Below are 24,905 nucleotides of genomic sequence, written 5' to 3'. Positions count from 1 at the left end.
CTTTATTATGAATTTTACTATTCTGACGTATATCTAAAGATGCAAAATGAAATCCAAATAAATTGACTTTATTTATCAAATCATTTATGTCATCTAAATACAACGATTGGTGTTTTTCTATACAAAGTAACTTGATTTCATTTAGTTTATCTTTTAGTTCAGATAAAGCAATATAAATTGTTCCTGTTGAATAAAATACAGAACGATATAATTTATTTTCAATGTCTGCAATTATGGTGTCAATTCCAGAAAATGTTAGTTTTCTTTTTAGTTTTCTAACATCCAAATAATATGATTTTAGAATTGAAGTTCGCAATCTATCTGCAACTTTTAAAGTGATTTCAGTTGTCACAAATGGATTTCCATCTCTATCACCACCTGGCCAAAATCCTAAATTTATAATCGAATTTGAAATAGGTTTATCCTTAAAAATATTCTTCTGAATGTACTGTAACATTTCGCCAGATGTTTGATAAAATACATTTTCTAAATACCAAATTAGGCTTACTGCTTCATCAAAAGGTGTTGGTTTTTCTTTCTTGATAAAAGGTGTTTTTCCTAATTGAGCTAATAGTTCTTTAATTTTATTCAAATCATTTTCACGAATGGCGTCAGTCAAATCGGTAATTATTCCCAAGACTGAACCAGGATAAAACTGTGTAGGATGCGCTGTTAAAACCGTTCGAACATTGAAATCTTCTAAAAATGAAATCAATTCTTGTTTTAATTCTTTAGTATCAGCACGTTCTTTTACATCACGCAGCGAACCTTTTCCTTCCATGTTATTCACCACCGGAAAAGCTGCATCTTCAATAGCATCAAAAAGAACAATTTGACGTTCAACATATTGAATAAAACGAAACATCAAACCAATTTTTTCTTCTTCAGAAACATTATCCAAATATTTTTGCGCAAACGAATTGACAATTTCAACTGGCGAAAGATTATTCTTGAATCCATTATCACAAACTTCACTAAAAAGTGGCAATAAAACTCCTGTATTATCAATAGCATCAAAAGGCAAAGTAATAAATACACTATTGTAAATGTGGTATTTAGATAATACATTTTGATTAAAACGTTCAATTTTTGGTAGTGTGTACATACTTGTTTTATTTTTTAGCAACTCCAATTATAACTCCAAAATTTCCATCGGTTTGTTCCCATTTTTCTTTTGGACAATAAACTCTTGATACAAATCCGTCTAAATACAGTGCATTTTTGCATCCTTTATTTTTGAAATAATCTGCAAATTCGTAAAAGTTGATTTCTTTTTTAGACATAACAAACAAAATATCGTTGTTTGGCAAAACTCCTACTCCATTTCTTATATTCAAATTGGTTGAATTCTTACTAAACGCTTTGTGAATTTCTCCATCAATCAACAACATTGGACCCGATTGAGTAGCGTATTGTATATTTTTATTGCTTAAAAAATCTTCTGTTCTACAAACAAAAGCTTTCTTATCATTAGTAATATAGAAAATACCATTTGGTTTCAAATAAAAATTTCCACTTGCTGAAGTCGTATCAATAGGTGTTTTTTGGATGCTTTTTTCAATAAACAAACCTTGTGGTGACTTGTCTTTTTTGTACATGCCACCATTCATAGCAAAAAGTAAACTCTTATTTTTTTTATTCAAAAAAGTTTTAATGTTTTTTAGACTTCCAAAATTTATTCCTTTTTCATTTTTATAGTACAGGCAAACATTTTGCTCTTTTGGATTGGCTACATAAGCAACAAACTGTTCATCAACTTGATCTTTTATATCAAATTGAAAAAACAAAGTAGCAGCTCCTACTGTAATTAAAAGAAAAAAAAGTAGTTTGATTTTACTTGCCAAGAAACTTATTTTTAGAAATTAATTTTTACTATTTGGTATCCCAAATGTAACAATAACTATTTAGTTGTGAAATACTTTTCTTAAAAATATAAAGGTTGCACTGTAATCTATATACAATTGGTTATAAACAATTTACATTTTAAAATAGTTAACAATTTAAGAACTTAGGAAGTAAACAATTCTTAATTTTTAGTAATTTTATTTTATTAACCAATAAAACTATTTAAAATTATGAATGCAAAAAACTTTATTGTTGGCGGTATTGTAGGTGGTATTGTCGATTTTCTTTTGGGTTGGCTTTTTTGGGGTATTCTCTTTGCTGACTTTTTCCCAGCAACCGACGAAAGTAAGATGAATATGTTGTTTATCTTTTTAGGTTGTATGACATTTGGATTCTTTATTTCGTATATCTTTTCCAAATGGGCACATATTGCAACTGCTGTAACGGGTGCCTCGGCTGGTGCAGTGATTGCTTTGTTCATGAGTCTTTTTCATAATTTCTTTTATTATGGAAATAATCTAACACCTGACTACAAAGTACTAATTATGGATGTTGCACTAACAGTAGTTTGCGGTGCCATAGTTGGTAGTATTATCGGATTCGTAAATGGAAAAATGAAATAATTCTCATCAATTTTTTATATAAAAACCACAAGTTCATGCTTGTGGTTTTCTTATATAAGACAACACTTATTGTCTCACTATCTTTTTTTAACCATAAAAAACACAAGTTTTTTTATGGTTTTTTATTTTAAATTAAAAAAAAATACTATTTTTGAAATAACATCATCATAAACAATAACTAAAAATAGACAATATGAAAAATCCATTTGCTTGGGTAGAAATTTATGTGTCAGATATGGCGCGTGCCCAAAAGTTTTATGAAACTGTTTTAGCCACCTCTATGATTCCAATGCAAACTCCTGGTGAATTTGGAGATTTAGAAATGGTGAGTTTTCCTTGGGTTGAAGGTGGCAACAATATTAGTGGAGCATTATGCAAAACTAGTAGTATGCAACCCGGTAGTGGCGGAACATTGGTCTATTTTGCAAGTGATGATTGCGCCATTGAAATTGCTAGAGTAACTAACGCAGGCGGAATGGTTTTACAAGAAAAAATGCCTATTGGTGAACACGGATTCTGCGCCATTGCAACTGATACCGAAGGCAATACAATTGGCTTTCATTCTATGAACTAATAACTTTTTTGCTTCCTAAATAGTTGATTCTGTTTACAAGTTAAGTGCCTAACGTCAATCTAATTAATTAGAAAAATGATACAAAATATATTCGATAAACAAGTTTCTGACGCTCTTATAAGTCGCATAAATAATCTACAACCAAACTCTGAACCTCTTTGGGGCAAGATGAGTGTTGATCAAATGTTGGCGCATTGCAATGTGAGTTACCTTTTTACCTACCATTCAGGCAGCTTTATTAAACCTAGTCCGTTTAAAAAATTTATGCTCAAAACGTTTGTTAAAAAAATGGTGGTAAGTGAAAAACCTTATCAAAAAAATGGTAGAACTGCACCCGAGTTTATTATTGCTGGCACTAAAGATTTTGAAAGAGAAAAAAACAACCTAATTGACAACATTAACAAAACACAACAATTGGGAGCAAATCACTTTGATGGAAAAGATAATTTTTCGTTTGGAAAAATGTCAAGTCAAGAGTGGAACAATATGTTTTATAAACATTTAGATCATCACTTATCACAATTTAATGTATAAGAAAAATGAGTACAATACAATTACACAGAGTTATAAAAGCGCCTACAGACAAGGTTTTTAGAGCTTTTTCTAACCCAACAGCTATGGCATCTTGGATTCCACCGTATGGTTTTTTATGCGAAATTCAGCAGTTTGATTTTATAGAAGGTGGTAGTTTCAAAATGTCGTTTTATAACTTTACAACACAAGATAGTCACTCTTTTGGCGGAAAATATGTAGCCATAAAAACCAACGAGTTCTTAAAATACACCGATGTTTTTGACGATCCAAACTTACCTGGCGAAATTACAACAACTGTTTCATTAAAAAGTGTGATGTGCGGAACTGAAATTTCTATAACACAAGAAGGAATTCCCGATATGATTCCTGCCGAAATGTGTTATTTGGGTTGGCAAGAATCGTTAGAGAAACTTATCAAATTAGTTGAACCCGAAATTAATCAATAAAAAATAAAATTATGGCAACTGTAAATGTATACTTAACGTTTGATGGCAATTGCGAAGAAGCATTTTTGTTTTACCAATCGGTTTTTGGTGGAGAATTTCCATACATAGGGCGTTTTAACGATATGCCTCCAAGCGACGATTATCCGCCAATGAGCGAAGAAGATGGTAACAAAATAATGCATGTTACCTTACCTATCAGCGCCGAAACTTGTCTTATGGGAAGTGATACAGCTGGTGAATGGTCAGCAAGTTTCAAACAAGGTAACAATTACGCGGTTTCTATAAACACAGCTAGCAAGGACGAAGCCGACAAATTATTTAACGGACTTTCGGCTGGTGGACAAGTTACCATGCCTATGAACCAAACATTTTGGGGTGCATACTTCGGAATGTTTACCGATAAATTTGGTATTCACTGGATGGTGAACTACGACGCACCACAAGCGTAGTTTTATTTAATAAATACTTTTACACCTGACAGCTTTTTGAAAATTGTCAGGTGTTTCGCTTTTAAATCCCTTTTAAATAAAATTGCCAAAGTCAGATTTATTTGATAAGTTTGAAAAACATTCTCATTTCACATTATGTCATTATTTCAGAACACCGTTGTAAAAAAATATAGCAATTCATTAGACCAAAAATTGGTGGAAGAAAAGTGGCAATTATTTACAACCATTTTCCACAATACCACCAAGCAAGACAACATTCGCAACAGCAAAGAAGAACAATACCAAGCGATTTTCTTAAACGATTTGTTTGTGCAAGTGCTTGGTTACACACAACATCCCAACACCGATTATAATCTTATAACCGAACAAAAAAACGAAACCAATAGCAAGAAAGCCGACGGCGCCATTATTTTGAACGAAAATGTACTCGCCGTAATTGAACTTAAAGGAACTGAAACAACCGATTTAGCTAAAATAGAAAACCAAGCGTTTGGTTATAAAAACAATCAGAAGAATTGCAGTTATGTGATTATTTCCAATTTTGAAAAACTGCGCTTTTATATTGATAATGCTACCGAACATATCGAATTTAATCTGTTTACGCTTTCTCGTGCCGAATTTGATTTGCTGTACATTTGCCTTTCTTTGGAAAGTATGCAAACCGATTTGCCCAAGAAAATCAAAAACGAAAGTGTCTCCAACGAAGATAAAATCACCAAAGAATTATACAAAGATTATTCGGCTTTCAGAAAAGAATTGTTCAACGATATTGAACAGCTCAATCCGCAGTACGATCGATTGCTTTTGTTTAAGAAAACCCAAAAGTTATTGGATAGATTTCTATTCATTTTCTTTGCAGAAGACAGACAATTGTTGCCTACCAATTTGATTTTTAGCATCAATCTCGAATGGCAAAAACTTCGTGAAGCGCGCGTTCCGGTTTCGTTGTACGACCGCTACAAAATGTATTTTCAAGATTTGAATACGGGTGCACGCGTGAGTTTGCCTGCGTTTGGAAAACATACCAACGAAATTGTAACGGCTCAATATGATATTTATGCCTACAACGGCGGTTTGTTTCAACCGGATGATATTTTAGACACGATTACTATCAATGACGATTTGCTTTTTAAACATACCAAAAAATTGAGCGAATACGATTTTGAAAGCGAAGTGGACGTTAATATTCTCGGACATATTTTTGAAAATTCGTTGAACGAAATTGACGAAATTACCAACGCTATAGAAGGTCAAGAAGTTGACAAAACAAAAACTAAGCGTAAAAAAGACGGCGTTTTTTACACACCAAAATACATTACCAAATACATCGTTGACAACACCATTGGCAAACTGTGTGAAGAAAAGAAAACCGAGTTAGCCCTTGACGAAACCAAATACACAACCGACAAACGTATAACGGTTGCCACCAAAAAGAAACTGATAGAAACCCTAGACAGTTACAGAAAATGGTTGTTGCAATTGACCATTGTTGACCCAGCGTGTGGCAGTGGCGCTTTTTTGAACCAAGCGTTGGAGTTTTTAATTGCTGAGCATAAATATGTTGACGAATTGCAAGCCAAACTATTTGGTGATGCTTTGGTATTGAGCGATGTAGAAGGCAGCATTTTAGAAAACAACCTTTTTGGTGTGGACCTCAACGAAGAAAGTGTAGAAATTGCCAAACTCTCATTATGGTTACGCACGGCACAACGCAACCGAAAACTAAACAGCTTAAACAACAATATAAAATGTGGCAACTCGTTAATTGACGATGCCACGATTGCAGGCGACAAAGCCTTTAATTGGCACAACGAATTTCCGCAAGTGTTTGCTAATGGTGGTTTTGATGTGGTGATTGGGAATCCGCCTTATGGAGCTTTTTTCGATATTCAACAAAAAGATTTTATATCAAATAAATATTTTAGTTATCAATACAAATTTGAAAGCTATTTATATTTTTATGAATTAGGAACACAAATCCTAAAACAGAATGGATATTTATCATTCATTACACCTGAACTATTTTTGCGATTAGAAAAATCTGAAAATATTAGAAAACATTTAATTAATAATTCTAAAATTATTGAAGTTAAATTGTGTGGTGAAGATGTATTTCAAGATGTAAAAGTTAATTCCACTATTTTAACTTTAAAAAATATTTATCTTGAAAATTATAAATTTAATATTGTATTTGAAAATGATCTTGTGATAGAATTTTCTTCACAGAGATGGAAAAAATCCAAAAATTTAATATTGGAATATGAAATATCCGAAAACTATGACGCCATTATTCAAACTATTCTAAAGAAGTCAATATGTTTAGAAAAAATTGGTGAATGTGTTCAAGGACTTACAGCATATGATAGTTATAGAGGACATTCACAAGAAACAATAAAACAAAGAGCATTTCACTTTAATGAAAAAATAGATGAATCTTGTGGAAAATGGCTTGATGGTAAAAATTTAAGTAGATATTTTTTAGAAGAAGGAAATGAATGGCTAAAATATGGAGATTGGTTAGCTGCACCAAGAGAACCAAAATTTTTTGAAAATCCAAGGATTTTGTTTAGAGAAATTCCTGGTCAAAATAAAAAAATTCAAGCGTCATATACTGATAAAAAATATTATTATGGTCATAGTATAACCCCATTTATCTTAAATGACATTAAAAAATTTGATGTTTTGTATTTATTATCAATTGTGAATTCAAATCTTTTGAGTTGGTATGCTTCAATAAAATGTTCTAATTTTTCAAAAAAAACATTTCCTAAACTTAATCCAAAAGACATTAAAGATTTACCTATTCCAAATATTAAAAAAATAGACCAACAACCTTTCATTGAAAAAGCCGATTTAATGTTATCGTTGAATAAAGAGTTACAAGAAGTTAGTTTGAAATTCAGCAAGTATTTTTCGGGACAATTTAAGTTGGAGAAATTATCGGGTAAATTAGAGAAATGGTATGATGTAACGTTTGAGGAATTCATCAAAGAAATCAACAAAGCCATCAAAGCCCAAAAAGGCACACCTTTAACCAAAAAAGACGAATTTGATTGGATAGATTTATTTGAAGAAAATAAACAAAAAGCCAACGCACTACAAACCCAAATAGCCACCACCGACAAAGCCATTGATGCCATGGTGTATGAATTGTATGGATTGAATGAGGAAGAAATTGCAATTGTGGAGAATTGATTATATTGAAATTTGATAGATGGCAAAATTCAAAGGCAAATACCGCATAGAAACCACGCGTGCTCAATGGTGGAATTATAGTAATGAAGGATTGTATTTCATTACCATTTGCACCAAGAATAGAAAACATCTGTTTGGAATGGTAAAAAATGGCGAAATGATTTTGAATGAAAATGGTAAAATCGTAGCCGATTGTTGGAAAGATTTACCCAATCATTATCCGAATATTATCATAGATGCATTTCAGATAATGCCCAATCATATTCATTGCATAGTAGGAATAGATAATACGATTTTCAATAAAGATTCAGAAAAATCAATTCCGTCCGAATATAGGATTTCATCCAAATCAGAATCGATGTTCAAAATCGTAAAAAAAATAGAATCGCCAGAATCAATTAAATCGCAATCGGAAATAATAATAAAATCGGAATCGCCAGAATCGAAATCGGAAATTCAAGAATCAAAATCGGAATTTCAAGAATCGAAAGAGACGGGTTTCAAACCCGTCTGTGCTGACAAAAATGGCAATAATGGAAAAAATGGCAATAATGCCAATATTGAAAATGATGCCAATATTGAAAATAATGCCAATATTGAAAATGATGCCGATAATAAAAATGATTCCAATGATAATCCCAATATTGCCGAAAATAAAATTAAAATCCATGGTGTTTTTGAATTCATACGTGCATTAAAATCATTTTCATCACGAAGAATAAATGAATTAAATAATGTAAAAGGAATTTCCAATTGGCAAGAAAGATTCCACGATCATATAATTAGAAATGAAGGCGAATATGATAGAATAAAATTCTATATCATAAATAATCCCAAAAAATGGGAAGAAGATTGTTTTAATAAAAAAAAATAAAATTAAATGGACATAAAAGCATTTTTATTAGAGTGGCTAGAAATCAGTAATAGCTACGACACAGAAAAATATTTGGAAAAATACAATAACGATGCACTACTCTATGATCCGTCAGTAGGAAAAAAATTTGTTGGTCATGAAGGCATTCTAGACTATTATACTAAATATTTTATTGGGTATAAAACGCAAACAAGGCTTTTAAAATTAACTATTCTCGATAACACGGCACATATGGAAGTCGAATTTACGGGTGAATTCCCAGAAGGGAAAATTGAAGGAATATTTGATTTCACATTTAAGAATCAAAAAATAGAAACCGTTGATGCAGATTTAAAGTAGTATGAGTAAAAATAAAACTACATCTACAATGGTGTCCTTTTTTATTTATATTTGGCTTTCTATCTAGCTAACTAGTATAGTTAATAACACTTTTTTTAGTTACTTCATCTATAGGTTAATGATTGAGAAATACAGAAAAATAACTACTCAAATTCTTGCAATTGTATTGTTATTAATAGGTTTGCTATTTGCTGATTCATATGTATTACCCCAAAAAACAATTGAGGATAAAATAGAATCTTATAGTTCAATTTATAAAACTCATCGCAATAAATACAGTGCAAATGAAACTAAAACTTTTTTAGGTTACATCTATTTTACTCAAAAAGGATATAAATTTTCTACCCAAAAAATATATATTGAAGAAAACTACGTGACTCTTAAACAAAGTTACATCACAAAAAATATCACTTCTGTAAAAACTAAAACTAATGACTATAGTAAAAAATTAATGTCTGGCTTGAATGGAGCCATTTTATATATAACTGTCGGATTAGTAATATCGTTAATCATTAGTTTAGCATTGCTCATGTTTGATAAAAATCTAACAGAAAATGGATTTCTAAATATAATTATATTCAACTCTTTTTGGGCATTCATAGCATTATATTTGTCTTTAACTTATAATTAGTTAAAAAATAAAATCGAAAAAGGAATCCACCAAAGTGAATTCCTCTTTCTATGGCGGAGTTCCTCAGATCTCCATAACAAACACTACTTAACAAAAATCTCTTTCAATTGACCGATGATGTTACCAGAACCAGAAATAGTGATTTCACCAATTCTATCTGCAATTTTTTCAACGTATTCCATCTCTTTCAATTTCCACAACATTTCGTTTTCTTCCATCAATTTGGCAGTATTCAACATACTTCTCATGGCGGCAGTTTCCTCACGTCTCATAATGCTGTTAGCTTGTGCTTTTTTTTCAGCTACTAACACCTGATTCATGATTTCTTTCATATCACCTGGCAAGATAATATCTCTAATACCTGCATCTGACACAGTCAAACCTAATTCGGCAATTTTGTTAGTCGCTTCGTCTAAGATTGTTGCTGCAATAGTATCTTTTTTGCCCAACAATTCGTCTAACGTAAAATTACCTACAAAAGCTCTCAATGCCAATTGCATCAAAACGTACAATTGTTTTTCAAAATCTTTGTTGTTTACCAAAGCTTTCAACACATCAACTACTTGGTATCTCACAAAAAAGTTGATTCTCAAAGCCGCTTTGTCTTTGGTTAACAATTCTTGACCAGAAATTTCCATTTGTTGCTGTCTTACATCTACGTTTTTAACTTCTACCGTAATGGCATTGTTCCAAAAGTAGTAAGTACCAGCTGCCAACTCTTTTACAAAAGCACCGTTAACAAACAACAAGGCTTTTTCAAAATTCAATACCTGAAATCTTCTTGTGTATGCTCTTACTTTTACATTTTCCAATAAGTTTACTGGAATTTGCTCTGTAATATTTACTTTAGACAAATCAGCTTTGATAAATTTATTGTCTGCATAACCTTTCCAAAAAGCGTATCTACCAGTGGTCAAAACCTCTTTGAACATACCGTTCACAAAGAACAATACGATTTCGTTATCAGCAACCTCAACTACTTCCAACATAGAAGCCAATACTTCATTTTGCAATAAAATGGTCAATTCTACTGGTGCTACAAAAGATTGGTTCATTTCGTAAACCATTACATCTTTGTTACCAAAAATCCAAAAAGTACCTTCTTGCAAAACGGTAACCAATTTTCTATTCTCAAATACCAAACCTACTTGGTAGGCATTAATTTTAATTCTTTTCATCATAATTTCAATTTTTTTAATCTATCAAAACTTTGTAATCGTTATCATATTCTGTTAAAAATACTTTTCCACAAAGTCTATTTTCTATTCTCTATTTTCTATTTTTTAAAAATAAAAAAACGGTTTGTCTTCATCCTCTGACAATGACGGAAAGCAAAGTGATTAATGTGCAGCTACAATGGTTTTCTGTTCTTTTTTAAGGCTAAAAATTGTACGCAATCGTTAGTCGTAATCAAACGGAAAAGCAAAACAAAATTCTAAAAATCAAATTTGTTTTCAGGTCTTATCAGGAGTGCAATATTTGAACACTTTTTCTCGATTGCCGACAAAGACAAAACCATTTTCCTTTTTTTTGGTACATTCATTTAAAGAGCTATGCTACTCTGTCGAACAGATTTTGAGTCTGTTGGTTGACAACCACTGTCAAACGCATCAAAATTGCGTGCAGGATTCGAACCTGCGTATCCAAATCTATTGTTCTATCCATCTGAACTATTCCGATTACTCGAAAGTGGGAATCGAACCCACGACCTATAGGGTGACGACTATTTTTTGGAAAATAATCAAAACCTTCAAGTCAAGTTGAATAGTACCACATCATTCGCAATTGCGAAACGAGTACTACAATAGTGCTATACAGAAACACCCAACAAGACTCGCTTGATATTTTTATAGTATTAAACTTCTTTCTGCAAATTAGGGTTAACCAGATGAACTACAATCCTTACCTGACTTTCGGGATGTTCTCTCGAATCGACTTGCTGAATAAGAGCTCTAAGATGGTCTTGCATTCCCATTTTTAAAAGTTTATAAATAATTCTATTGTCGCTCTTGGGCACAAATCCCAGTTTGCACTCTTGATGGTAAATCGCTACTGCACGTGCATCAAACTTGTTATCTTCCTCCAATTTTAATTCGACTTGCTTACCAATCTTGAGCTTATTGAATGCCAAAGCTCCTTCGTAATAGGTAAAACCTGCGATTGTAAAATTTGCTAAATGTTCTATTTTCATAATTTCTAATTTTTTTATTTTACCACTCTTACTTGTGGAACAGATTCGAGTTGAACGAATACCTCTAGTTCTTCAGACTAGCGTGCATACCACATACACCACTGCTCCTTTTTTTGTACAGGAAGAGAGATTTGAACTCTCAATAAACGGATTCTAAGTCCGCCGCGTCATCCGTTCCGCCATTCCCGCATTTTGTTGATTCATCAGGACTCGAACCTGAACAAAGAGAGTCAAAGTCTCTTATGCTAACCAATTACATTATGAATCAGTTTGTGGAAGTAGTAAGACTTGCACTTACTCAGTACCCATACACTTGTTTTACAGACAAGCCCGACTCTCTAACTTCGGCGCACTTCCAATATTTATCTGAGAAGCAAGATTCGAACTTGCAACCTCTCGCGTCCAAGGCGAGTAAACTACCACCGTTATCTTCCCAGTTTTATTTTGGGTGTTTTCGGGAATCGAACCCTGTTCTTCAAATTCACAATTTGACATTTTACCTAATAAACTAAAAACACCATTTGCGGCTTATACGGGAATCGAACCCGTTTCTCCCGAGAGACAGTCGGGAAGGTTAGCCAGTAACCCCAATAAGCCAAGTTCCTTTCTAAAAAACTTATGTGATTTTGGAAGGACTCGAACCTTCAATCTACTGCTTCGTAGGCAGTTGCTCTCTCCAATTGAGCTACAAAATCTTTTGTAATTCTGGAAGGATTCGAACCTTCAACCATCAGTTTAGAAAACTGGTGCTCTCTCCATTGAGCTACAGAATTAATTGGCGATTTTGGCAGGATTTGAACCTACAACCCTTGGTTTAACAAACCACCGCTCTACCGTTGAGCTACAAAATCAGTAATTAATAGGCATAAAAAAAGCACCTCATCAAAGGTGCTTTATATCATAACGTTAGAATATTGCTATTCCATCTGCTTATATTTATGCACCCAAACATCCTGAAACCCAAAGTCAAAACTCGGTTTCACAGTTAGTCTATTATTTTGTAAACAATCTATCATTGTTATTGTTTTTATATTTTGTTCTTGCGAATTATATCGTGTTCTCATTTTTTTATTGTATAATGTAAAATTGTATATTGTATACTGTAAAAATCTATATTCTATTCTCTTTTTTCTGATTTCTAATTTCTGATTTCTAAATTCTAATTTTCTGGTGCAAAGATAATGTCAAAAAAAATTAACTTCCAAATTTATTTTTAATTTATTTTATTGATTATCAATTTCTTACGATAATTTTAAGCAATAAAAATCCTGTCCGCTAAGTTGCAGATAACTTGATTATTGTCAAATGACTGTCTCTCATTTGGTTACTTTTCAAGATTATATTTCGTTATTTTTATAATTCATTAAACATTTTTTTTACTTTTTTATCAAATTTATTTCAGTAACTCATTTTTACATTCAATTTTTCACTCTAAAACAAAAAAAACGTCCCATTTTCATAGGACGTTTTTTGTATTTATACTTGAATTTTAATTAAAATCAATTCGTTTTTTCATAAAAACACATACAACGACCAGACATTCCAACAGGATATATTCCTGTTAAACGATCATGATTTTGATTAAATAGTGATTTCATCTGTGTTTTTGTTTTTTATTTCGACGGCAAATGTAAGATTAATTTTGAACACTACAACTTTTTTTAAATCCAAAAAACAAAATAAAACAAGAATTAAAACACAAGGCAACCAAAAGTTAGTAAATGGTTGCAATAATTAATTTTTTCATAACAATTTGATAAACAGAAAAGAACAATACAGGTTTTAACTTTGCAACTTATAAATTAAGTTATTTAATTTCTTATTATGAAAACAAAACTATTATTGTTATTTCTTTTAACAACTATCTTTAGTTGGGGGCAGTATACAGGTACTGGAACATTTACTCAAATTACAACTACTACAGAACTAACTGATGGTTATTATGTTTTAATTGCTAATGGAACTACTAACCAAGGGATGTCTAATACCTATGTTAGCTCAACCTTTTTTTCCCCTGCTACATTAACTTTGACTACTGGAACATTAGTAAATCCTTCCGTTTCAAATGTATGGAAGATTGAAACAAATGGTGCTAATAAAACAATTTATAATGAAGCAATAACAGGTTATGTATCATATACTGGTTCTTCAAACAATGTGCAATTATCAACAACAGCTACTACAAATAATCAGAGATGGAACTTTACTGTAACTACTGGGGTGTTTTCAATAAGAAATGTAGCACTTAATACGAGATTATTACAGTATAATTCAGCATCTCCTAGATTTGCATGTTACACTGGAAGTCAATCCAACATTAAGCTTTACAAATTAGCTGGCAATACCGTAACTTTTGATGCAAACGGTGGTACTGGTACTATGGCAAATCAAACGGCAAGTTCAGCTACTGCACTTACAAGTAACGCCTTTACAAGAACTGGATATACTTTTGCAGGTTGGGCAACTACTGCTGCTGGAGCGGTTGTCTATACAAATGGAGCTTCTTATCCATTTACAGCTAATGCAACTTTGTATGCTGTATGGACACCTACTAATAATACTATAACTTTTGATGCTAATGGTGGAACAGGAACAATGGGAGCACAAACTATAGCAACCAATGCAACTGCCAACTTAAATACAAACACCTTTACCAGAGCAGGATTCACTTTTGCTGGTTGGTCAACAACAGCTGGTGGAGCTGTAGCCTATGCCAACGGTGCTTCTTACAACATGGGAACTGCTAACGTTACTCTTTATGCACAATGGATAGCTGCTGGTACTTTTACAGTAACATTTGACGCAAATGGTGGTACTGGAACAATGGCAAATCAAACGGCAAATATTGCAACGCCTCTTACTAACAATGCCTTTACGAGAACTGGATATACTTTTGCAGGTTGGACAACAACAGCTGGTGGAGCGGTTGTGTACACAAATGGAGCTTCATATCCATTTACAGCTAATGCAACTTTGTTTGCAATATGGACACCTAATACTAATACTATTACATTTGATGCTAATGGTGGTTCTGGAACAATGAGTTCACAATCATTGGCAACTGATGCTACTGCAAACTTAAATACAAATACTTATACCAGAACTGGATTCACTTTTGCAGGTTGGGCAACAACAGCAGGTGGAGCAGTTGCATATTTAGATGGTGGTTCTTATACTATGGGAACTGCTAATGTTACTCTATTTGCACAATGGACAGCTATTACCTATTCAATAACTTTTGATGGTAACGGTTTTACAGGTGGTTCAATGAGTAATCAAACCATTGCTAGTGGAGCTTCTGCAAATTTAACTTTAAATGGTTACACAAGAACTGGTTATGCTTTTGATGGATGGTCAACATCTGCTATTGGTTCAGTAACATACTTAGATGGAGCTTCCTACACAATGGGAACAGCTGATGTGACATTATATGCACAATGGAGTGTTTTTGTTGGACCATGTTTTTCAGAAAATTTTGCCTCGATACTTACTGGAAATAATACTACCACAACAGGTTCTGGAACAGCGTGGAGTAACAATGCTAATTTTCCAATAGGAACAAATGACTTTCAAGCGGGTGGTGCGGTTAGAATTGGATCTAGTTCAGCACCAGGTTCAATTACATCTGCTGCTCTATCAGGAGTAAGTGGTAATGTTACTGTTAGTTTAGATGTAAAAGGTTGGTCAACTGTTGAGGGTGATATTAGAGTGACATTAAATGGAGTGGTACAAACACAATCATATACTGCTATTATTACTAGTCCAACTTTTGAAAACAAACAGTTTACGTTTATTAATGTGCCAGCAAATTCAACTTTGATTATTGCAACAACGGCAAGAAGAGCTTTTGTTGATAATATTATTCTAACTTGTTCTGTAAATACACTTCCAGAAATTAATATTATAGGAAATACAATTGATATTTTAAATGGTGATAGTTCACCCTCGGTTGCTGATGATACCGATTTTGGTTCAACTGATGTATCAACTGGTTTAGTGAGCAAAACATTTACTATTCAAAATATTGGAAGTGTTAACCTAAATTTAACTGGAACACCAATAGTTGAAATAATTGGTGTTGATGCTTCTGAATTTTCAGTAACTACACAACCATCTGCCACGACCATTGCTGGTTTAGGATCTTTAACATTTGTAGTTGCCTTTAATCCAGCTAGTGTTGGTTTAAAATCGGCAACAATTTCTATTGCAAATGATGATACAACTGACTCAGAAAACCCATATACATTTTCTATACAAGGAACTGGAGTAACACCAGCAATTACTAGTTCTGTAACAGCATTAACTGGTTTTACTTATGTTGAAGGATTTGGTCCATCAACCAATCAAACTTTTACGGTTTCTGGAACAAATTTGACTGCTAATTTAGTTTTGACTGCTCCAACAAATTATGAAATAAATACTGCTGCAACTGGAACATTTTTGAATACACTAAGTTTTACACCAACTTCTGGAAATGTTGCACCAACAACTATTCATGTTCGTTTAAAAGCCGGACTTATTATTGGAAATTATAATTTAGAAAATATAAATTGTATTAGTACAAATGCAACAACAGTTGACGTTGCTCTAAGTGGAAGCGTTACTGCTCCTGCACCCGAGATAGATGTTGAGCGTTCAACACTGGCCTCTATTCCATCAGGAAGTAGTGCTAGTGCAGGCTTTGATACTATTTTTGCTGCTCAAAACATAGGAAATACAGCTGCTAGTCCTAAAACATATACAATAAGAAATGAAGGAACAGCTGTTTTAACCATTAGTGGTATAACTTCCAATTCATCAGAGTTTGTAATTGGTTCAGGGTTAGTTTTTCCTTTAAACATTGCTATTGGAACAACAACAACCTTTACTGTAGCATTTACGCCTAACACTTCTGGAGTTCGCAATGGTATTATTACATTGGCAAATGATGATAGCAATGAAAATCCCTATACTTTCGAAGTACAAGGAACTGGAAATTGCGGAACTTACACCAATACTTTAACACCAGCGTCTGGACCAGTAGGAACTGAAGTTATCATAACTGCATCTTCTGGTAATTTGACAGGAGCAACAGTCACTTTTAATGGAGTTAGTGCAATACCAACTCAATTATCTGCTACACAATTATCTGTAATAGTTCCATCTGGTGCATCAACAGGAAGTTTAGTAACCTTAAATTCTCAAGGATGTTCAGTTAGCACATTTTTTACAGTAATTACTAATGAAATAACTTCTTGTCAAGCAGAAGGAAGTACTAATCCTTCTACTCCAACCGATTTGTTTATTAGCCAGGTTACTGATTCTAATTTAGGTTCGCTTACCTATGTTGAAATATACAATGCAACTGGTACTACAAAAAACATAAGCGATTATTCGATACAACTATTTAATAATGGTAGTGCAACTGTTAACAGTACCTTGCCATTAACAGGTGGAACAATTTTGAATGGTCAAACTTTTGTATTAGCAATTGGTGCAGATGCAACACCACCCTATAATTCATGTTCAGGTTTGAATGATGCAAGTAATGGAACTTCTGCAAATCAAATAAACACTACTTTAGGAGGAATTAATTTTCCCGCTAATGGGCATGATCACATACGATTATATAATTCAACATCTCATATAGATAGTTGGGGTGTTTCTGGAAATGCTTCATGGGCAAATTCATTAAACCTTGGTTCTGCTGGTGTAGGATTTAGCAGAATTAATACTGCAGTTGTTCCTAACACAGTATATTCTAATTCTGATTGGGTAATTTCAGACTGGGCTACATGTGCAGACGAAGATTATACAGAAATAAATAATTATGTTTTTTCTATCGCAACACCGCCAACTATAACAGTTCAACCTTCTTTTGGTGTAAGTTGTAGTACACAACTATCTGTTGTAGCTACCGAAGGATATAATGGTGCTAGTGATACACAAGAATTAGAATATCAATGGTATGCGGTTGCTCCTCTAAGTGCAACGTGGGTAGCGTTAACTGATACAGGAATATATACAGGAGCAACTACCGAAACCTTGACAATTAGTTCAACAGCTGGTGTTGATGGTTATCAATATTATTGTCAAGTAAGAGAAAATGCAGCTACTTGCTACCAAGCATCAAATGCTGTAAAAGTAATTTATGTTAATACTGCTACAACTTGGACTGGTATTGAATGGACTAACTTGCCTCCTACTGCAACCTCAGTAGTAACTTTTGAAGCAAACTATACAATTGGTTCAGATTTTGCGGCTTGTACAATAAATGTAACTAATAATGCAGTAGTGAATGTTGATGCGTCTATTGATGTAAACTTATATGGTGCCTTAACTGTTGCTACCGGAAGTAGTTTCATACTAGCAAATAATGCTAACTTATTGCAAACTACAAATACTTCAAACTCTGGAACAATAGTTGTTAACAGAGAAAGTTCTCTTGTAAAAAGATTAGATTATACTTTATGGAGTTCTCCTGTAACAGGAGCACAAACATTAAAAGAATTTTCTCCTGCAACCTTGTCTAATAGATTTTACACTTATAATACACTTTCAAATGTATATTCATCAGTAGATCCATTAGTAACAACTTTTGATGAAGCACAATCTTACTTAATTAGGGTTAGAAATACCCATTCAGCAACAATACCAACTGCTTGGAATGGTGTTTTTAATGGTAATCCAAATAATGGTCCAAAAAGTTATAATATGACAACAGGTTATAATGCAGTAGGAAATCCATATCCGTCTAGATTAAACATTCATAATTTTATAGACGCAAATCCTACGATTGATGGCACTTTATATTTTTGGAGAAAAACGAATGATAACCTACAAACTTCTTATGCAACTATTACCAAGTTAGCTTATGTAAAAAATAATGCTTTAGGTGGTGATACCGGTACGGGATTCTTTGTAAATGGAGTCCAATCCGATTGGGTTGTTAATATAGGTCAAGGTTTCTTAGTAAATTCAATAAGTAATTCGACACTAAACTTTACCAATCAAATGAGAAGAGATTTGAATGCAAATCAATTTTTTAGAAATACAGAAAATCAATCAAGTACATCTAGTTTATATTGGTTAAACTTAACTTCACCTTCAACTATTTTTAGTCAAATGGCTGTTGGATATACTTCAGATGCTACATTAGAATTTGATAGAGGTATTGATGGAAAAAATATCAACTCCGAATATTATCTAACAAGTCTAATAGGTGGAAACGAATTCACAATTCAAGGTCGTCCTGAATTTCAACCGTCAGATATCGTTTATCTGTCATACAAAGTGCCTGCAGCGGGAGAATATACAATAGCTATAGATGCAACATCTGGATTGTTTTCATCAGATTCACAAGCTATTTATTTAAAAGATAATTTGACAAATAGCATTACCGATTTGAAAAATCAATCTTATACTTTTACTTCTGACTTAGGAGTTTTTGCCAATCGTTTTGAAGTAGTTTATCAAAATACTTTAGGCACTCCGTCATCCGAAATAAATCAAAATACAATAAAAGTTTACAAAGAAAATGATTCTGTAGTCATTAATTCAGGAATAAAAGAAATGGCTTCAATACAAGTATTTGACATCAGAGGACGATTATTAATAGAAAAAGAAGCTGTAGATGCTACTTATTCAAAAATTAATTTGACTAACTCAAATGAAGTTTTAGTAGTAAAAATTACTTTTGCTGATGGACAAAAAATAACCAAAAAAATAATTTTTTAGATATCGTAATTTAATTAACATAATCAACCATTTCGTCTCGATGAAATGGTTTTTTTTTAAATCAATTTTAAAAGTATTGAAAAGCAGTTGTAATTTTTGCAACTGGTTTTTTTATTATTTTTACGTAGTTATATTTGATAAACAAAAACTCTATCTCATACTACCATCACTTCTAGTGTCCGCCGCGGCGGATGTATCGAGAACCACTGAAAAACCAAACTTCTAACTTTCTCTATCTTCTCTTCATACATCGTATTTCGTACCTCCAACCTAAAAAAATATTATGCGTGCATAAAATTTAACACAAATACTATGCGTGCATAATAAATTTTTTATATATTTGAATCCGAAACTAAAACGATATAGTAAAAATATGAAAGACAAAACTATAGATTATGTACTACGAGCAACTTGGCAGGCAGTTTCAAGAATGTATAATGAAGAAGCTTCAAAGTTTGACGGTTCTATGGCTATAGGATTTGCATTGTTAAGCATAGATAAAGAAGACGGAACACCATCTACCTATATTAGTAACAGAATGGGAATGGAACCCACTTCATTAACAAGAACCTTAAAAACGTTAGAAGAAAAAGGATTGATTATTCGAAAAAAAAATCCAGAAGACGGCAGAGGAGTTTTAATTTATTTAACCGATTTTGGTAAAGAAATGAGAGCACAATCAAAAGAAACGGTATTAAAATTTAATGAATCCATTCATAAAAATATATCGGATGAAAAAATTGCAGTTTTTATGGAAGTAGCCGATGTAATAAATGATTTGATAACTGAGAAGAAGATTTTTTAGAAAATAGAGAAAAGAAACAAGAAGAAAGAAAACCATTTGCATAAAAGAGTATTGGCTCTTGCTTCAAAAAAATAATAAAATAATAATAACATGAAGAAAGTTAGTCTTGCCTCTTGCAGCGCAGCGGTCTTTCTTCTTTCATCTAATAAAAAATGAAACGAACAATTAAAAAAGTGGCAGTTGTAGGTTCTGGAATCATGGGTTCAGGAATTGCTTGTCATTTTGCTAACATCGGTTTGGAAGTACTCCTTTTAGACATTGTGCCAAACGCACTAACCGAAATTGAGGAAAAGAAAGGACTAACTTTAGAAAGTAAAGTCGTTCGTAATCGTGTGGTAAATGACCATTTAGCAAATGCTTTAAAAAGTAACCCATCGCCTATTTACAGTCAGAAATTTGCTAGCCGAATTACAACAGGAAACGCGACTGATGATATGTCCAAAATTGCAACTTGCGATTGGATTATCGAAGTAGTGGTGGAACGTTTAGACATCAAGAAATTGGTGTTTGAACAAATCGACAAATTCCGTAAACCAGGAACTTTGGTAACTTCAAATACATCAGGTATTCCAATTAACTTTATGAGTGAAGGAAGAAGCGATGATTTTCAAGCACATTTCTGTGGAACGCATTTCTTCAATCCTGCACGTTATTTGAAATTATTCGAAATCATTCCAGGTCCAAAAACCTCTCAAGAAGTATTGGATTTCTTATTTGAATACGGCTCAAAATTCTTAGGAAAAACCTCTGTTATTGCCAAAGACACTCCAGCTTTTATAGGAAATAGAATCGGAATCTTCGGAATCCAAAGTTTGTTCCATCAAGTGAAAGAAATGGGATTAACCATTGAAGAAGTTGATAAATTAACAGGTCCAGTTATTGGTCGTCCAAAATCGGCTACTTTCAGAACGGTTGACGTAGTTGGTTTAGATACTTTAGTTCACGTAGCTAACGGAATTTATGACAATTGTCCGAATGACGAAGCACACAACTTGTTCAAACTACCTGATTTCATCAACAAAATGATGGAAAACAAATGGCTAGGAAGCAAAACAGGACAAGGATTTTATAAAAAAGAAGGTAAAGAAATTTTATCATTAGATTTAGATACTTTAGAATATAGAGCAGCTAAAAAAACATCGTTCGCAACTTTAGAATTAACTAAAACAATTGACAAACCAATTGATAGATTCAAAGTTTTAGTAAAAGGAAAAGACAAAGCTGGAGATTTCTATAGAAAAAATTTCTCTGCAATGTTTGCTTACTGTTCTAACAGAGTTCCAGAAATCACTGACGAATTCTACAAAATCGACGACGCAATGAAAGCTGGTTTCGGTTGGGAAAACGGACCATTCGAAATTTGGGATGCTATTGGTGTAGAAAAAGCCATTGCAATCATGGAAGCGGAAGGTTACAAACCAGCTGCTTGGGTAACTGATATGTTGATTTCAGGAAATAAATCATTTTACTCTGTTAAAAATGGTAAAACGTGTTTCTACAACATTCCATCAAAATCTCAAGAAGAAAAACCAGGTCAAGATGCTTTCATTATTTTAGATAATATCAGAGAAAGTCATAAAGTTTGGGGTAACTCAGATGCTTCAGTAATCGATTTAGGCGACGGAATTTTGAACTTAGAATTCCACTCTAAAATGAATACCATTGGTGGTGGCGTTTTAACCGCAATCAACAAAGCAATTGATTTAGCTGAAAAAGATTATAAAGGATTAGTAATTGGAAATCAAGGAACTAATTTCTCTGTTGGAGCTAACATTGGAATGATTTTCATGATGGCAGTCGAGCAAGAATACGACGAATTGAATATGGCTATCAAAATGTTCCAAGACACAATGATGAGAGTTCGCTACTCCTCTATTCCAGTAATCGTTGCGCCTCACGGAATGACACTTGGTGGTGGATGCGAAATGAGTATGCACGCTGATAAAGTTGTTGCCGCTGCTGAAACATATATTGGTTTGGTAGAATTTGGAGTTGGTGTAATTCCAGGCGGTGGTGGTTCTAAAGAAATGGCAGTTCGCGCAGCCGATTTGTTCCGCAAAAATGATGTGGAATTGAATGTTCTTCAAGAAAACTTCCTAACTATCGGAATGGCAAAAGTTGCAACTTCAGCTTATGAAGCATTCGACTTGGGAATTTTACAAAAAGGAAAAGACATCGTTGTGGTAAACAAAGACCGTCAAATTGCAGTTGCTAAACAAGTAGCATTACAAATGGCTGACCAAGGTTACACACAACCAGTTAAAAGAACCGACATCAAAGTGTTAGGTAAACAAGCATTAGGAATGTTCTTAGTAGGAACAAACCAAATGGTAGCCGGAAAATACATCTCTGAACACGATTTGAAAATTGCCAATAAATTAGCGTATGTAATGGCTGGAGGTGATTTGTCTGAACCAACATTGGTAAGTGAACAATATTTATTAGACATCGAACGTGAAGCTTTCTTGAGTTTGTGTACCGAAAGAAAAACTCTTGAGCGAATTCAGTTTATGTTAACTAAAGGGAAACCGTTGAGAAATTAGTATTAAGACTGAAGTATTAAGTATTAAGACCTTAAAAAAGTATGCACAATTTTGAAAAACTAAAAATCTGGCAAAAAGCAATGGATATAGCTGTTGAAGTTTATGAAATTTCTTTGCTTTTACCTGATGATGAAAAATTCAATTTAATACATCAAATTAAAAAATGTGCTGTTTCAATTCCTTCTAACATAGCTGAAGGTTCTGGTAGAAATCATAATAAAGAATTTATCCAATTTTTAGGAATAGCTAATGGTTCTACTTTTGAATTAATAACTCAACTAATACTAGCAAAAAGGTTAAAACTAATATCAGAAGAAATAATACAGCCTATAATTAACAAATTAGTAGAAGTTTCAAATATGAATTTCTCTTTTCAAAAAACATTAAAAGTATAATATAACGATTGGTTAGTCTTAATACTTAATACTCCAATCTTAATACAATAAAATATGAAAACAGCATATATAGTATCCGGATTTCGTACAGCAGTTGGAAAAGCGCCAAAAGGAGTTTTTCGTTTCAAACGTCCTGACGAATTAGCAGCAGAAACCATCGAACACATGATGGCACAGTTTCCAGATTTTGATAAAAAACGAATTGACGACGTAATGGTTGGAAACGCAATGCCAGAAGCTGAGCAAGGTTTAAATGTTGGTCGTTTAATTTCCTTAATGGGATTAAAAGTTACAGACGTTCCAGGTGTAACAGTAAATAGATATTGTGCCTCTGGATTAGAAACTATCGGAATGGCAACAGCAAAAATCCAAAGTGGAATGGCTGATTGTATCATTGCCGGTGGAGCTGAGAGTATGAGTTTTATCCCAATGGGTGGTTATAAACCAACACCTGATTACGCTGTAGCAAAAGAAGGTCACGAAGATTACTATTGGGGAATGGGTTTAACGGCTGAAGCAGTTGCTAAACAATTCAACGTTTCTCGTGAAGATCAAGATGAGTTTGCTTACAATTCGCATCAAAAAGCTTTAAAAGCTCAAGCTGAAGGCAAATTTGATAAACAAATTGTTCCAATTACTGTAGAGCAAACGTTCATCAATGAAAATGGTAAAAAAGAAACCAAATCTTACGTAGTAAATAAAGATGAAGGTCCAAGAGCCGACACAAATATTGCCGCTTTAGGAAAACTAAAACCTGTATTTGCAGCTGATGGTTCCGTAACTGCTGGAAACTCTTCACAGATGAGTGATGGTGCGGCATTTGTACTTATCATGAGCGAAGAAATGGTAAAAGAATTAGGTGTAACTCCTATTGCAAGATTAGTAAATTTTGCATCAGCAGGTGTTGAACCAAGAATCATGGGAATTGGTCCAGTAAAAGCAATTCCAAAAGCACTAAAACAAGCAGGTTTAACATTAAATGATATTGATTTAATTGAATTAAATGAAGCATTTGCATCACAAGCATTAGCAGTAACTCGCGAATTAAATTTAAATCCTGATATCGTAAACGTAAACGGTGGTGCGATTGCACTTGGACATCCACTAGGTTGTACAGGAGCCAAACTATCGGTTCAATTATTTGACGAAATGCGATTAAGAAAATCTAAATACGGAATTGTGAGTATGTGTGTTGGAACTGGACAAGGTTCTGCTGGAATATACGAGTTGTTGTAATAAAAAAGAAATATAGAAAATAGAATATAGAAAATAGACTTTTTCCTTAACACTTAATATTTCTTAAAAAGATGAGACATAATTATAAAAATTTGAAAGTATGGCAATTAGGAATTGAAATTGCAAATGATATTTCTGATATTTTATTAGAGTTTCCAAAACATGAAAGATATGATTTAAGTTCTCAAATGAGCCGTTGTTCTGTTTCTATTCCAAGTAATATTGCTGAAGGTTCATCTAGAACAGACAAATCGTTTAGTCATTTTGTTGATATTGCTTTAGGCTCATCTTTTGAATTAATAACACAATTAATTGTTGCAAAACATAGAAAATATATTGATGAAGAAACCTTCATAAAATTAGAAAAGAAAATAGAAGAATTTCAAAGAATGACAATGTCGTTCCAAAATGGATTAAAGAAAAGTATCTTCTCAATAATCCCGTCTATTTTCTATTCTCTATTTTCTATTTTCTAAAAAAATAAAATAACTATTAAACTAAATAAAATA

Annotated in this window: 19 protein-coding genes and 8 tRNA genes; 15 read left to right on the top strand and 12 right to left on the bottom strand. The window is 32.9% G+C overall.

The genetic code is table 11. The annotated features are described in order from the left end of the window. Nucleotides 1-1,105: phosphoenolpyruvate carboxylase (locus tag O9267_RS04055; protein ID WP_298176262.1), on the bottom strand; the 1,105-nt coding region annotated here is incomplete at its 3' end. Between the two features lie 7 nt (nt 1,106-1,112). After that, nucleotides 1,113-1,844, bottom strand: a complete 732-nt coding sequence (locus O9267_RS04050; protein ID WP_298176258.1) for a phosphodiester glycosidase family protein — start codon at nt 1,842-1,844, stop codon at nt 1,113-1,115. 231 nt (nt 1,845-2,075) lie between these two features. Between O9267_RS04050 and O9267_RS04045 the strand changes: the two genes are divergently transcribed. The 9 genes from O9267_RS04045 (at nt 2,076) to O9267_RS04005 (ending at nt 9,510) form a co-directional block, all read left to right on the top strand. After that, a complete protein-coding gene (locus O9267_RS04045) occupies nt 2,076-2,468 on the top strand; it encodes a hypothetical protein (protein ID WP_298176255.1) in 393 nt (130 codons plus the stop codon). A 193-nt stretch (nt 2,469-2,661) separates the two neighbouring features. Continuing rightward, nucleotides 2,662-3,042 carry a VOC family protein gene (locus O9267_RS04040; RefSeq protein ID WP_298176253.1) on the top strand — a complete coding sequence of 127 codons (381 nt, stop codon included), beginning with the start codon at nt 2,662-2,664 and terminating at the stop codon, nt 3,040-3,042. A 75-nt stretch (nt 3,043-3,117) separates the two neighbouring features. Then, a complete protein-coding gene (locus O9267_RS04035; RefSeq protein ID WP_366521978.1) occupies nt 3,118-3,576 on the top strand; it encodes a DUF1569 domain-containing protein in 459 nt (152 codons plus the stop codon). A 5-nt stretch (nt 3,577-3,581) separates the two neighbouring features. Beyond that, the gene (locus tag O9267_RS04030) at nt 3,582-4,022 is read left to right on the top strand and encodes an SRPBCC family protein (RefSeq protein WP_298176250.1); all 441 of its coding nucleotides are present in this window, start codon (nt 3,582-3,584) and stop codon (nt 4,020-4,022) included. 11 nt (nt 4,023-4,033) lie between these two features. Next, nucleotides 4,034-4,471, top strand: a complete 438-nt coding sequence (locus tag O9267_RS04025) for a VOC family protein (RefSeq protein ID WP_298176247.1) — start codon at nt 4,034-4,036, stop codon at nt 4,469-4,471. 135 nt (nt 4,472-4,606) lie between these two features. Continuing rightward, nucleotides 4,607-7,666 carry an N-6 DNA methylase gene (locus O9267_RS04020; RefSeq protein ID WP_298176244.1) on the top strand — a complete coding sequence of 1,020 codons (3,060 nt, stop codon included), beginning with the start codon at nt 4,607-4,609 and terminating at the stop codon, nt 7,664-7,666. 19 nt (nt 7,667-7,685) lie between these two features. After that, the gene (locus O9267_RS04015; protein WP_298176242.1) at nt 7,686-8,540 is read left to right on the top strand and encodes a transposase; all 855 of its coding nucleotides are present in this window, start codon (nt 7,686-7,688) and stop codon (nt 8,538-8,540) included. A gap of 6 nt (nt 8,541-8,546) precedes the next feature. Continuing rightward, complete coding sequence (locus O9267_RS04010; RefSeq protein WP_298176239.1) at nt 8,547-8,879, top strand: nuclear transport factor 2 family protein; 333 nt, start codon at nt 8,547-8,549, stop codon at nt 8,877-8,879. 118 nt (nt 8,880-8,997) lie between these two features. Then, entirely contained in the window at nt 8,998-9,510 is a 513-nt protein-coding gene (locus O9267_RS04005; protein WP_298176237.1) for a hypothetical protein, read from the top strand. An 83-nt stretch (nt 9,511-9,593) separates the two neighbouring features. Here O9267_RS04005 and O9267_RS04000 read toward each other — a convergent pair whose 3' ends face one another. From O9267_RS04000 to O9267_RS03955, 10 genes are all read right to left on the bottom strand, one after another. Beyond that, nucleotides 9,594-10,691 carry a slipin family protein gene (locus O9267_RS04000; RefSeq protein WP_298176235.1) on the bottom strand — a complete coding sequence of 366 codons (1,098 nt, stop codon included), beginning with the start codon at nt 10,689-10,691 and terminating at the stop codon, nt 9,594-9,596. 674 nt (nt 10,692-11,365) lie between these two features. Then, nucleotides 11,366-11,701, bottom strand: a complete 336-nt coding sequence (locus O9267_RS03995; protein ID WP_298176232.1) for an HIRAN domain-containing protein — start codon at nt 11,699-11,701, stop codon at nt 11,366-11,368. Nucleotides 11,702-11,736: 35 nt separating this feature from the next. Further along, nucleotides 11,737-11,809 (bottom strand) — tRNA-Phe (locus O9267_RS03990). Nucleotides 11,810-11,817: 8 nt separating this feature from the next. Then, a tRNA-Leu gene (locus tag O9267_RS03985) sits at nt 11,818-11,890 on the bottom strand. Nucleotides 11,891-11,896: 6 nt separating this feature from the next. Next, nucleotides 11,897-11,969: transfer RNA gene (locus tag O9267_RS03980), tRNA-Gln, on the bottom strand. A 97-nt stretch (nt 11,970-12,066) separates the two neighbouring features. Further along, a tRNA-Pro gene (locus O9267_RS03975) sits at nt 12,067-12,138 on the bottom strand. Between the two features lie 87 nt (nt 12,139-12,225). Continuing rightward, a tRNA-Asp gene (locus O9267_RS03970) sits at nt 12,226-12,298 on the bottom strand. A gap of 24 nt (nt 12,299-12,322) precedes the next feature. Then, nucleotides 12,323-12,396, bottom strand: a tRNA-Arg gene (locus tag O9267_RS03965). A 5-nt stretch (nt 12,397-12,401) separates the two neighbouring features. Next, nucleotides 12,402-12,474 (bottom strand) — tRNA-Arg (locus O9267_RS03960). A gap of 3 nt (nt 12,475-12,477) precedes the next feature. Continuing rightward, nucleotides 12,478-12,552, bottom strand: a tRNA-Asn gene (locus tag O9267_RS03955). 973 nt (nt 12,553-13,525) lie between these two features. On the opposite strand from O9267_RS03955, the gene O9267_RS03950 reads away from it, so the two are divergent. The 6 genes from O9267_RS03950 (at nt 13,526) to O9267_RS03925 (ending at nt 24,872) form a co-directional block, all read left to right on the top strand. Continuing rightward, complete coding sequence (locus O9267_RS03950; RefSeq protein ID WP_298176229.1) at nt 13,526-19,417, top strand: InlB B-repeat-containing protein; 5,892 nt, start codon at nt 13,526-13,528, stop codon at nt 19,415-19,417. Between the two features lie 373 nt (nt 19,418-19,790). Beyond that, nucleotides 19,791-20,222 (top strand): MarR family transcriptional regulator, encoded by a 432-nt coding sequence (locus O9267_RS03945; RefSeq protein WP_298176226.1) that lies wholly within the window; start codon nt 19,791-19,793, stop codon nt 20,220-20,222. Nucleotides 20,223-20,374: 152 nt separating this feature from the next. Next, the gene (locus O9267_RS03940) at nt 20,375-22,765 is read left to right on the top strand and encodes a 3-hydroxyacyl-CoA dehydrogenase/enoyl-CoA hydratase family protein (protein WP_298176223.1); all 2,391 of its coding nucleotides are present in this window, start codon (nt 20,375-20,377) and stop codon (nt 22,763-22,765) included. 41 nt (nt 22,766-22,806) lie between these two features. Then, complete coding sequence (locus O9267_RS03935; protein ID WP_169524909.1) at nt 22,807-23,160, top strand: four helix bundle protein; 354 nt, start codon at nt 22,807-22,809, stop codon at nt 23,158-23,160. A 54-nt stretch (nt 23,161-23,214) separates the two neighbouring features. Beyond that, nucleotides 23,215-24,396 (top strand): acetyl-CoA C-acyltransferase, encoded by a 1,182-nt coding sequence (locus O9267_RS03930; protein WP_298176216.1) that lies wholly within the window; start codon nt 23,215-23,217, stop codon nt 24,394-24,396. 71 nt (nt 24,397-24,467) lie between these two features. Then, nucleotides 24,468-24,872, top strand: coding sequence for a four helix bundle protein (locus O9267_RS03925; RefSeq protein ID WP_298176213.1), 405 nt, complete (start codon nt 24,468-24,470; stop codon nt 24,870-24,872). Nucleotides 24,873-24,905 lie beyond the last annotated feature (33 nt).

Origin of the sequence: Flavobacterium sp., assembly GCF_027531705.1 — a bacterium.
Lineage (GTDB): Bacteria > Bacteroidota > Bacteroidia > Flavobacteriales > Flavobacteriaceae > Flavobacterium.
This window is presented reverse-complemented; position numbering and strand designations above follow the sequence as displayed.